Source organism: Methylomonas sp. AM2-LC (assembly GCF_039904985.1).
Lineage (GTDB): Bacteria > Pseudomonadota > Gammaproteobacteria > Methylococcales > Methylomonadaceae > Methylomonas.
The window spans coordinates 53,666-65,415 of the sequence record NZ_CP157006.1 but is presented as its reverse complement, the minus strand read 5'-3'; the positions used below and the strand labels follow the sequence as shown (position 1 = coordinate 65,415).

Below are 11,750 nucleotides of genomic sequence, written 5' to 3'. Positions count from 1 at the left end.
TTTTTATTTAGTTTGGTTTTGTAATCTATTCTTGAGTGATTCTTTAATGTTGTGATGTACACTAATAATTACATTGATGGCTTCAGTTGAATCTGCAGCAATCTTCATTTCAGAATCCATTTGAACTCTAACATCCTTCATTGTGTCCATTGCTTTGCCTAACATGGGTGAATCAGCCAAAGCAACACTTCTCGATACCGCTGTATACATATCTTCGATCAAGTTTTTAACCATGGTTCTGGATAATACATCGGCCAATTGTTCGCCTATTACGCCCACTGTCCCAGTTTCTGTTCCCACCGACCTTATTAAAGCCAATGCGCCAGGATTTGCCGCTTCAATGAATGCTTTCTCTGATGCGCTAAATACAATTCCACTTGCTTTTCTTTGATAATACGCATTCAATAATCCAGAGCCGCCTGGATTTGTACCTCCACCATACAAAATATCTTTTACTCTTGTGCGCATTCCTATTAAAGTAATTACTTTTGTGTTTTTAATTCCACCGGGAAGCAAGCAAGCAGCGCTTTCACACTGGTAAATTTTGACATCTCCACCTTCGACAAAATCAGCTACATTAAGAATACTTGGAGCAACGTACTGAAGAACGTCGGTACCATCACCATTATTTCCTAATATAGGGGCACCAGTTAGACTCATAAGCGCTTGGTTCATTTGCGTTGGATTGGTTGAGTTTTTAGAGAACCAGTTTTGAACATTACTTTGTGTTAGAGCTGCCCATATTACATTTCCTGTAATTTGATTAGTCACTCCATTTTGAGCAGCTGTTTGTGTCGCAGTTGTTGCGTTGGAAGGGTCTAGAGGTTTTAGCCAGTCACTTACAATACCTTGCTTTCCAAGCAGCCAAGCAGTTTTATTCTGAACATAGGTATCTATCCCCGTTGCTGCGGTTGATACACCTATCATGTCGTCTATCTGTTTTGCAGCGGTGCATGAGTTTTTCATCATGGCGTTAATTTTATTAACATCATCTTGCAGTTTATCCATAACCTGTGCACAGGTTGGGCACATTCCTTCAATAGCCAAATGAAATGCATAACCCCCAGAAGCTTGCGCAATATTACGTAACATTTGTGTAAATTGTGCGCCATTGATCCAGCTGAAAGATCCCCCATACAGATCGATACCGCCACATCCTGCGTTGATACTTGGTGGCGTAAAAGAAATCAAATTAGGGTTCATTGTTTGAGTTCTCATGGATATACTGCCGCCCGCAATCACACCGCGACGTTGTGTATTGTATGAACCCGCAGGAGTTACGTTAATTAAGTCCCCAAATACGCCTGCCATTTCCTCATTTAGATTGGCACTTACCGTGTTAATGATGCCAATGAGTGTTATGAATAAAAGAAATTGTTTTTTTTTCACAGTAATCATCCAATGTAGCTAAACTGTAATGAATTGTCCGATGCTTCGATCGGGCTTATCTCTAAATTGAAAATACAATAAAGGATCAAATATTTCGTTGGTCGATTTTGTTCGGCTAACACTTTCTCTTGAAAGAAAATACCCTTGTCCATAATCACCACCTGCAAGAATTGCGCAAGACACATCACCTCTTGAATTTAAGTCGTTTACAACTATTGATACTTCTTTTAATTTTAATTCTGAAATAAATTCTCTAGTTTTTGCGGAAAGCATAATATCTTCCTTTGCTTTGGCAATCTGTCCGCTTTTAAACTCAAAAACACTGACAAGTGAAGGAATGGTTTTCGCATCAAATTGAAATGGATCTTTTGTTGATAAACCGATTTTTATTTTTCTGGGAATTTCTTTTGAAAATTCATTAATAAACTCCAGTAATGATTCGTAACTCAAATTATCAGAATTAATCATTATTTCAATTTCATTGGGAAATGATGATCTAAATTTTTCAGCTAGATTTATCGCCCTTTCAGATCTAATTAACCCACTTATTTCAAAAATAACATTAATGTCTTTTTGTATTAAAGACGACCACTTCAAAATATTTCTTTTTAGTTCACTAATCCATTCATCACCTTTTTTAGACAGCATAAAATCCGCTACCTCCATAACAGTCAACTTGTGAGACACGTGCATCATATTGACTTGTAATCCGATTACTTTCATGCTTGATAAGTCAAATCGGGGAGTATATTTTGGTAATAAAAGTTTGTTATCCATATTTATAATTTTCTTCAATTTTACTGTTTAGAAATCCTACGGAAATAAGCAATAAATTGCACTATCGAAAGAACGCCAAAAAGATAGTCCTTTCGATAGATTATTAAAACAATTGATAAAACTATTTATTTCTTCAGTTTTTATAGCTTTTTCTTCAGGGTCCCTATTCATTTCAACTGCCCTTTCAAATTATTGCGTATTAAATTTACGAGTTTATTAGGATCGTTGATGGTTTTTTCATCGATACTATTAATTGCATCCTGGCTTACAGTGATAGGATTAGCTTTGAGCGTATTTCTGTATTCATTTACTTCTAGCCATCCACGTTCATTGCCAAGCTCAATTGAGCGTTTAATCAATTCATCACCGGCAATTAATCCCTCCCCAAGCTTAATAATTCCCTCTTTTTGTTTAGGATTTACAAGAAACATGGTAGGCGTAACGTGTACATCTAATTTTGCGCCCTGCCCTTGGTCGAGTCTAAAGTCAGGAAATAATCCATTCGGTAAAGGTCCACCATCTAGCGATATCGCCATTACTTTGAATCCGTAAGCATGTGATAAACCATTAAGAACCGATGCTTCTTTGTCACAAAAATTACAAGTGCTAGAATAAAAAAACCAAAGGCCAGCAACATCCGCTAGTTTTCTTGCTGCGAAATCAACCCCTTTTTTCGCATTTTCATCCATAGCATTCGCCCCAAAAGTGGCAATTGGCCTTCTTGAATTCTCATCAAGAACGGGGTCATTCATAACAGTTAGTTTGGTTGCCTCGGTGAATAACTCGGCCTTATCAAGCATTACTCGCTGTAGATACATGTATCTAGCTACATTTTCCTTGGTTGGATTGTCGACTGCAGCATCTCTGTATTCAACCATATGCTTCCTAAACCACTCCGATGACAAAGGTTTTTCCTTTTGTGCCTTTGGTTTTGCAGGCGTGGATGGCTTTGATATCACTGGTTCTATACGAGGAGGACGACTTTCTTCAACAATTTCCGGAGGAGGATCTTCCTCATAAAAAAACCAGCCGCGTTCCTTGTCGTCATAATACGGTCTATCATCAGTAGAAAATCGACCACGGCTATCCGAAATCCCAAAGAAGGATTCGGATAGCGAGGGGCTTGAATACAATACTGTGCCGACAAGTATGACCGTCACCCATTGAACAGTTTTAAGCAGCTTCGTCAACAGAAGTTTTTTCACTTTCATCAAATTGTTCAGTGTTTTGGTTTGTGTTTACGCTTGGACTTGAATTTTCTTCATTATTATCGACAGATGGTGCTTGATCTACTGCGTTTCCGTTACGAATTTCTCTTCGTCTAGACCATTCATCACGTCGACCCATGGCTTCTTTCCTTAATTCCAGAGAGAAAGTGTTAATGGTGTTCCGGACAGATCTGAGATTTCCACGAATATCATCCATTGCTGCATGAAACGCCTTGTCGTCAATAATACAGGTTAGCCATAATGTGGTCAGCGCTTGCTCGAATCGAACAGCCTTGCGAAAAGTACCAATATATTTCCACCCTATTGGATCAATGATATTGGGTTCGCGCGTAGCCAATTGTTGGGTAGCTAATTTAACTCGATTTTGTTTGAGCAATTTTTCGGCAACTGTATACTTGCCATCAATGACATCATTAACTTCTTGAATTACTTCATCGATCCTTTTCAAAATTTCTAATTCAATGTCCGGCTTGTTAATGATTATTAAGTTTCGGCGCATGGTCGATGCGTAGAACTGGCTTCGATTAAAAAAGCTAGTGTAATAAGATGCCATTCTCGGTGATAACTCGATTTCTGTTCTAGCGATAAATCCGCGATGACGCTCTATGAGGTTAACTGGACCCGATTGAGTTCGCGTTCTATTTGGTTGGGCTGGGTTGTTTGTGCCGATACTTTCTGAGGCTATCAGTTTATTATCATCGATTAATTCTTCCATCTTGTACTCCTATTGCTGCTCGTTTAATAAAATATCTTCAATTGCTTGCGCCATGGTCATACCTGAATTTGTACGAGCGCTAATAGCATTGATATCATCGGGATTGGTCGAGTAAAGAAGTTGTGTATATTTATCGACAATTAATCGACCTATACCTACTCCGTAACTAGTATTAAAAAATATTTCCGAATACTGTCCTTTGACGGTATGTACGGATTTTAAATAGGTAAATCCAGCCTCGCCGATCATTAATCGGTTTTCTTTTTTTATGCGTTCGATAGTTTCTGCTTTTTGATACAGCATATAAAGGTTTGCAGAATTTTCTGCAATTGCCTCACCGGAGGGTGAGCCATAGAGATCATTGAGTGACTGTGTAATAGTGATAGCAGCACCGTTGTACTTTCGGAATCGGCGGTATCCAGTTTCAATGAATTTTGCAACATTTCCTTTGGCCAATAGATCCCATGCTTCGTCAATAATCAATATTTTTCGCTGACTTCGATCACCAAGATACATTTTTTGTTGGATCTGATAGATCAGGATCAATAACACCACTTGTTGCAAATGGCTTCTGCCTTTAAGCTCTTCTAGCTCTAAGCAAGTCAATTTATTATCAAAGTTGATATTATTGGGGCCGTTAAAAAATCTTCCGTACTCACCTTTTGTTGTAAACACGAATAACTGATGCCCCATATCTATAACACGGCGATCTTCATCCTCCAGGCATTTTTCGGCAACCATGTCCACATTCATCCCCTGTTTGTGTTCATCCCAAATGTCTTTCAAAATTGATCTTAATCTGGCTTGTTGAAGATCAGATAACTTATCCTCCATGGCTGCCATTGAAATAATGATCCCGACAAGCATGTCGGCTTCCTCATTGTAGTTTTCGACGAGAGGAAAAGGATTAAGACAAATGCCGCTACTTTCTCCGAATTCAACAAAGTCTCCATCTAGAGTATTAACTAATTTTTCATATGATCTACCGATGTCGATTACCCATATCTTTGCGCCAGCGGAAGAATAAGAAGTGATAATGTCATTAGTTAGAAAGGATTTTCCCGAGCCAGACGCAGCAACGATACAAGTATTCGAGTTAGTATTACTATCAAACATATCCATATTCATAATCTGCCCGCCTCGCGAGACAAAAGTAAGCATCGGTGTGCCTGTACCACTCCAGTCCGATATAATAGGCAAAAACTCCACAGCATCTTTTGCACCAAGACGTTTGTAACGTTGTAAAAATGTTAAAGCTTTCTGGTCTGCGCAAAATGGAAGCGAATTAATTAACATTGGTAACGTAATGTACTTATCTTCTTTCATGATCCAGCCGATTTCACTGAAATACGTTTGTGCCTCCGTTAATCTTTGTTGGCTTTGATCCAAAGAATCTGTGAAAAGTCCAACACAAATATTCATCATTACAATACGATCACCTTCATTGATCGATTCAAATAAAAGATCAGAGCTTTCTTTTTTAAAAGCCAACTTTGGATTAAATTTAAGCATGGGGCCAAATGCTTGGTAATTAACTGTATTTCGCTCTTTATCAGCAATTGCTCTTTCTTTTGCGTTATCGGGGATGTAAATATTTACATTGATAAAAAAATTCCCGTGAATTCCCCTGGCACCAGTTAATGGATCACCAATCATTCGTCGCATATTTCCGAGATCTGCATATGCCGGCAGACGGATCGGTGATAAAATTCGCAGACGTTTTTCACCGAGCCATATGCCGTTAGAATCTATTTGCATCATGTCGTCAAATTCACTAACTTGCTCATTAATTGGCGATCCTTCATCGTAATAATGATGTGGTTGACGCCAATTCGCTGTAGATTGCCAATGTAGGATTTGTCCGACCAGACGAAGGTACGTCTCCCCATTTACAGTATTTGGGTTAAATCCAGCCGACTTGATCGTTTGCTCAAAAGATAAACGTATGTCTCGTGCAGCATTGATCTCATGAATAGTAGGTGGGTGGCCTGGTTTTTCAAGTGGAATTTTTACACTGAATATCACTTTGAATTCACGCACATACGACTGTGCCTGTAAACTTACTGATTTGTTTGTACATTGTGTCAGTAGATTAATACGAGCTTTTAAAGATTCTTTTAACGCTTCATCATTCGTTCTTCTCATCTTTTGAATTCGATAAAGAATGTTATCGATATCCTGAGATGCAGATAGCATTATTTGGATAAACGTATCTTTTGGGTAATCAAGTGAAAACAATACATTCAAACGCTGACTTGTTGACTCGTCGCTACCCGGTATTGGTTTTGACACAAACGCAAAGCCTATGTAACCATCTTCCATCAAAAATAGATGGTTATCAGGATCGTATGTAACGACTGGTATTAGCTGCTTCAGCGTATGCCGATTAAGTTGTTTTTCATAAATACTTGCGCCGTTTGTTGACAATGGACAGCCCCTTTAATTTTATTTTTGATAATCCAATTCTATTGTGTTATTAAAAAATACGTCACACCGAAAGGTGCCAAAAAAAAGCCTAGTTTGAAAAATATATACAGTTTGGCCAGGATCTATCTGAAAGGAAGATGAGGCTATATCACATATGAAAGCGCTCATGTACCGCGCGCTTAAACCGATTTTTAACAAAAAAAAACCGCGCACTAAGGCGCGGCTTCTCTTTTGCATCCCACTAGGTGAGTAGCGGGATGTTGGCAATATTAAGCCAAACCGGTAACGATGCCGCCGATAATAGTAGGCGCATAATTCAAAGCTAACGCTATTGAAATGCCGATTACCACTGCTATGATAGATTGATTGACAACACCAGCGCCTAAACCGACCAAGAAAGCCGCTAAAGAAATTACTTGACCTAAAGTGCCTTGAGTCCAGAGTGTCAGTTTGGTATAGATGCTTGAAAAAGTCGTGTCGGTTCCGGCCATAGCATCTGTTGCCAGTGCCAGAGACAGTAGAGATGCGGCAATAACAGCTTTTTTGTTAACTTTCATATTGAATACTCCAAAAGGATTTGCTTGATTTAATGTTGTTTGTTGTCCAAAAAGGACAAATCTATTCTGAAGAAATCAATCGCTTTTGTTAATCTAGAAAGAATCGGTTTTCGGAGTGCCTTTTACTCGCAGAAGCGAATTGATGCACTTTTAGGCCACCTTTCATTTGGAAGGTGAAAAAATTTGACTTCAAAGTTTACTGTGGTTAGATGGTGAAAGATGAATTGCCTTGTCTTTAAAATTAAAAATCCCCATTGTCGTTGCCAACAATGGGGATTTTATAAAGTCTATCTAGACACACTATAATTAAATACTCGCGTATCTTTCCTTTTGCATTTAATTATCTATTTCGCGAAGATGTTTCGCTATATACTTGCTCAGATGGTGTTCTTTCTGAGAGTGGCGATAATGCAGCGGACGGGGATTTAAACCTGTCACCTAAGTTCCATCGTCTACTTTCAATTTCAGTATACATGAAACCATCTGCATGTAAGTCGCCTACATCATCTTCCCATGGCGCAACCCAAATCCGCATTACTTTTGCCTGTGTTCTAATGGGAATAGGTTGCTCAATAGTAGGAACAGCTACTTGACTATTGCTTTGTAATTGCTGACCACTAACTATTGATGGATTAGACTTTTTAGAATCACTATTATCAGGATCGGCGTTCATTTTAACGTAATCTGACGATTCCGTTGCTTGATAAACCTGTCTCGCAGATAAACATCGAACACCATCAACTCCCCCTGGACAGCTAAATTCAGAAGCACCAATCCCCATCCATGAACAACCAGATATAGTAATTGTTAAAAAGAGAATTAATAATGACTTAACGACCATGAACTTCATCCTCTAGATCCTTTTCTAATACGGTTTTAAATGATTCTGCACCACCCCTAAATGTGTTTTTAGAAGGCAAAAATGAGAACGGAACGCCTTTTATGTCAAGTAACTTTGTAGCTACAACTGATTTCTGAAGCGGTTTTAGATCACACACATCCTTTCCACCTTTTGCGGCCAAAGCTGGGAGTTTTGAGAAATCTTTTGAAATCAAAATATCAAGTGCTTTATTTTTGTCTTTTTCACATAATAACTTTTTACTGATATCGGCGGATTCTGATCCAAGAACGGGTACTAATACGATTTTAAATGTGTATCCGTCCTTAATTTCTTTAATCTGCTTCAGTAGGCCGTTGCAATATCCACACTGAGGATCAACAAAAATAGTGACCTCTTTCTTTCCAGAGCCAAGGGTGAAAGCACCCATTTCATCAGGGCTTAACCCAATTTTTCGAAGATCAATCTTGTCAATTCCTTTAAGATCTTCCATGGTGCCAATTACTTTTCCTTGCCACATATCAACCATTTTAAAGTTGCCGGCAATTACAAAATGTCCGTTATCTGTAATCATGAATATTTTGTCACCTGCCCTCAGCATTGAAAGTCCACCTACAGGTAGTTTTTTTACTTCTTCAACACTCGCCATTTCCCTTTTGACATCAGCAGTCATCTCATCTGTTCCTGACCAACTTGAAGGACTGCTCGCGTATTTTTTATCAGGAAAAACTGTTGGTCCTGCAGTTTGGGTGTTACCAGCCACGCAGTTACCAGCCGCGATCAGCATTAAAATTATTAAACGAATTTTTATCATAAATATTCTCGTTTCCACTATATAGCTATGTTTGATTGAAATTGCTCAGTAAATGAATGTTGTTTTTCATTTACTGATTAAATGAATACCTGCGATTTAATATTACTGGTTACCATCCATATTGCCGCCAAGACTATTATTGTTTGAAAAATAACCGCCACCGCCACTGTAGTTAGTGCCACCACCGTTGTAACCATAAGAACCACTAGAGCCTCCAAACATAGAGCTATAACTGTTCACACCCCCATTCCCAATCGGTCCGATTGCATTTAGATTACTAGTTGGCATTTGCATTGTGTCACCAGTTATGCTACCCCCAGGCATTGCCATCCTGTATGTACCTGATTGCTGTTGCTGTCCAGATTGTTGATGTCCATTTTCAGACTGTTTCGGTTTTGGATTTAATGACAAGCCTCGAACCATAATGAAATCAATTTTTCGTCCGGCATCAACTTCAATAATTGGAAATATGTTTCTGGCCATCGCTAGATAGTAACCAGCAATTTGTTGTGAAGCGCCCTGAATACCACCCATGGCACCCTGTCCAGCCAACATGCCAGGTGAAGGATAAAGAAAGGGTTGCTGTCCACCTGATGTTGAGTTGGTATTTACCGCTGTAACTTGCTGAGGTGCAAATGCATGTGTAATACCAGCTACAAATCCAGACAAAAGCGCATTACCGATAATTTGCCCATTTTTGGATATTAATCTACCGCGAATACCTGCTTTACCGTCTTCGCCAACAGAATACGCATCCATACTGGTTTCAATTACAACACCATCGTTTTTAATGCACGAAATACGTTCTGCCCTCATATAAGCTCGTTCTGAACTTAAATCCCCATAGCCGCTGGCAATTAAGAAACATTCCCTGATATCCATTCGGTAATGATTTGGTAAAATAGCTTCGTTCTTAATTCTTAATAATGCTGGAAAAGGATCTTTTCTCGCTTGATTAGATGTTGGTGCATCCAAACCTGTAATCAATGTGCCACTTAAGATACTGCCCGCAGGCAAAAACATATCTGGAGCCCCACCTTTTGAAGAAGAACTTTTAACATTTACAAATTCGACAATTCTTTTCTCGCCTGTTTTTTTTGGGTCAGCCGGTTGATTACCGCCCTGTCCCTTTTTTCCCTCTTCTCCTCCACTTGTTACAACACGGATTCTGGGACCTGTTTGTTGGTCGGAACTTGCGCTATTTTGAACAAGAGTAGGTGACTGCTCACCAATTTTAGACCCTTGTAACGTAACGTCGTTTTTTAGGGGGTTTTTTGTCAACGTAACATCTTTTGCTCCCTGTCTATTTCCGCCATCTATAGGCACTTCAGGTAGTACAACAGAGTTTTTGAACGATTCTTTTGCATCGTTAATTTGACCTTGCAATTCAACTGATAGCTTAGATAGGCTTTCGGTTCGTTTATTCATCGCTTCAGATTGTGCTTTAACTAATTCAGTCACAGCTTTATTTTCTTCTTCCTGGTGCTGAAACACTCTCTTCATGTCTGAAAAATCATTGGATAATCTTTTTAGCTGTCCAGACATTGCCTCAACGGATAGATTTCTAGGGTTTTTGCCATTAAAAATTGAATACTCAACTTTTCTTTTTGGCGTAAACTTTTTAGGGCCGTTATTACTTTCAGATGCGTATATAAATAGATAGGAAACAATTAGTATCCCGCAGGCTATACCTATTAACGTGTACATCTTCTTTTTAGAGGGTTCAAGCATTTCATACCATTGAAATGCTGCACCCTTAATGGATTTGTTTTTATCAAAGTCAAGCATAGGGTCCCCTTATTGAATTAATGCCGGTCTAGTTTCTTCTTGCTTCATACCGTCATACAGGCGAGTAAGAATGTACACTTCCGTTTTTTCGCCTGGGTTCAACAGCACTCTTGGCCATGCCGAAACTGCCAGCGTGCTTTCATTCGCACAGTTGTACTCTTCGAACTGAATGGTTCTTGATGTGTTATTTTGAGCGATTAGCACAATCACTTTTGAATCATGCCCTCCTAGCACCTGTCCAGTTCTAAATGTTAGCTCGGGGTCATGGCAAAAAGGTATGGCAACCAATTCTTCTGTAACCTCTTCAAGAGCATATCCTTGAGGAATTTGTTGTTTTGCCATAGACTGCATGACTGTCTTTATATCGTGAACATAGGGTGTCGATGATTTGTTCCATCTAGAACCAGCTGAATCACTATCAACACCAGGCCTTTCGCGTCTAGATCCGCTTTCAATTTTTATTTCTACTGGAGAAACGCTATCTTTAGGAGAAAGCTGTAGCGATATTGCTTCACCACTTCCTGATTCGCTGGTAATAAACAAACTGACAGGCACCTCTGATTCAGTTGCTATATACAAATCGCTACCATCGATCTTGGTTTCAATCGCATCAACAGTTAAAACTTTTGGATCAGAATAGGGAGTGCTAATGCGATTTAATTTGTATCTGGCAATAATCACACTTTCTGTGATACCGGGCTTTGCTTTAATAACAATTGCGTTACTTGTTTTTTTATCCTTAATATCATTTTCAGAGATTTGTTTTTCGGCAACAGGTGCATTCAGTACGTTTGGACGTTTTTGGGATGTTTTTTTTTCAGAAGAAATATTTCGTGCAACGCTAGATCTTCCTTGTACATCATTAATCTCTACATCTTGGAATGACGATTGTGTTGGTTGCTGCAAGGACATAGAATGTTGCTGATATTGAGCTGGATTTTGATTTTCTGTTTCAAACGCCGCAGCCCCCTGCTGGTTAGATGGAAATTGGTTTTCTTCATGAGTAATATCCGGTTGATTTAGATCATTTGGCAACTGGATGGCGGGTGAATTTGATTTTTGCGGTACTTGAGGAATCAATGGATTTCCGTTCTCGCTAATAAATGGCAATATTGGCGTAACGCTCTGCGCTTGAGCAAATCCAGCAACAATCATTAATGTTGCTCCTAATATTTCGATTTTAAGTTTCTTCATTTTTGTCGTTACCTGTCAAAGA

The 11,750-nt window shown here is 39.0% G+C and carries 10 protein-coding genes; all 10 read right to left on the bottom strand.

Features of this window, described 5'->3' with window-relative positions:
- Positions 1-3: 3 nt before the first annotated feature.
- The 10 genes from ABH008_RS22675 to ABH008_RS22630 all read right to left on the bottom strand — a co-directional run bounded on the left by ABH008_RS22675 (position 4) and on the right by ABH008_RS22630 (position 11,728).
- A complete protein-coding gene (locus ABH008_RS22675) occupies positions 4-1,389 on the bottom strand; it encodes a conjugal transfer protein TraH (protein ID WP_347990219.1) in 1,386 nt (461 codons plus the stop codon).
- Positions 1,390-1,407: 18 nt separating this feature from the next.
- Positions 1,408-2,166, bottom strand: coding sequence for a hypothetical protein (locus ABH008_RS22670; protein ID WP_347990218.1), 759 nt, complete (start codon positions 2,164-2,166; stop codon positions 1,408-1,410).
- Positions 2,167-2,333: 167 nt separating this feature from the next.
- On the bottom strand, positions 2,334-3,377 hold the full coding sequence (gene traF / locus ABH008_RS22665; protein WP_347990217.1) for a conjugal transfer protein TraF: 1,044 nt from the start codon (positions 3,375-3,377) through the stop codon (positions 2,334-2,336).
- A complete protein-coding gene (locus ABH008_RS22660; RefSeq protein ID WP_347990216.1) occupies positions 3,340-4,110 on the bottom strand; it encodes a hypothetical protein in 771 nt (256 codons plus the stop codon). Before ABH008_RS22660 ends, traF begins: the two co-directional genes overlap by 38 nt.
- 9 nt (positions 4,111-4,119) lie before the next feature.
- Entirely contained in the window at positions 4,120-6,537 is a 2,418-nt protein-coding gene (traC, locus tag ABH008_RS22655) for a type IV secretion system protein TraC (protein WP_347990215.1), read from the bottom strand.
- A 269-nt stretch (positions 6,538-6,806) separates the two neighbouring features.
- Positions 6,807-7,094, bottom strand: a complete 288-nt coding sequence (gene traA / locus ABH008_RS22650; protein ID WP_347990214.1) for a TraA family conjugative transfer protein — start codon at positions 7,092-7,094, stop codon at positions 6,807-6,809.
- Between the two features lie 340 nt (positions 7,095-7,434).
- Positions 7,435-7,935 (bottom strand): type IV conjugative transfer system lipoprotein TraV, encoded by a 501-nt coding sequence (gene traV, locus ABH008_RS22645; RefSeq protein ID WP_347990213.1) that lies wholly within the window; start codon positions 7,933-7,935, stop codon positions 7,435-7,437.
- Entirely contained in the window at positions 7,925-8,746 is an 822-nt protein-coding gene (locus ABH008_RS22640) for a DsbC family protein (RefSeq protein ID WP_347990212.1), read from the bottom strand. The genes traV and ABH008_RS22640 overlap by 11 nt, the downstream gene beginning before the upstream one ends.
- 102 nt (positions 8,747-8,848) lie before the next feature.
- The gene (locus tag ABH008_RS22635; RefSeq protein ID WP_347990211.1) at positions 8,849-10,534 is read right to left on the bottom strand and encodes a TraB/VirB10 family protein; all 1,686 of its coding nucleotides are present in this window, start codon (positions 10,532-10,534) and stop codon (positions 8,849-8,851) included.
- A gap of 9 nt (positions 10,535-10,543) precedes the next feature.
- Positions 10,544-11,728 (bottom strand): type-F conjugative transfer system secretin TraK, encoded by a 1,185-nt coding sequence (locus ABH008_RS22630; RefSeq protein WP_347990210.1) that lies wholly within the window; start codon positions 11,726-11,728, stop codon positions 10,544-10,546.
- Between the last annotated feature and the right edge of the window lie 22 nt (positions 11,729-11,750).

What these genes read in the sequence shown, in the direction of transcription:
- ABH008_RS22670 (WP_347990218.1), bottom strand. Translation starts at nt 2,166, where the DNA reads ATGGATAACAAACTTTTATTACCAAAATATACTCCCCGATTTGACTTA.
- traF (WP_347990217.1), bottom strand. Translation starts at nt 3,377, where the DNA reads ATGAAAGTGAAAAAACTTCTGTTGACGAAGCTGCTTAAAACTGTTCAA.
- ABH008_RS22660 (WP_347990216.1), bottom strand. Translation starts at nt 4,110, where the DNA reads ATGGAAGAATTAATCGATGATAATAAACTGATAGCCTCAGAAAGTATC.
- traA (WP_347990214.1), bottom strand. Translation starts at nt 7,094, where the DNA reads ATGAAAGTTAACAAAAAAGCTGTTATTGCCGCATCTCTACTGTCTCTG.
- traV (WP_347990213.1), bottom strand. Translation starts at nt 7,935, where the DNA reads ATGGTCGTTAAGTCATTATTAATTCTCTTTTTAACAATTACTATATCT.
- ABH008_RS22640 (WP_347990212.1), bottom strand. Translation starts at nt 8,746, where the DNA reads ATGATAAAAATTCGTTTAATAATTTTAATGCTGATCGCGGCTGGTAAC.
- ABH008_RS22635 (WP_347990211.1), bottom strand. Translation starts at nt 10,534, where the DNA reads ATGCTTGACTTTGATAAAAACAAATCCATTAAGGGTGCAGCATTTCAA.
- ABH008_RS22630 (WP_347990210.1), bottom strand. Translation starts at nt 11,728, where the DNA reads ATGAAGAAACTTAAAATCGAAATATTAGGAGCAACATTAATGATTGTT.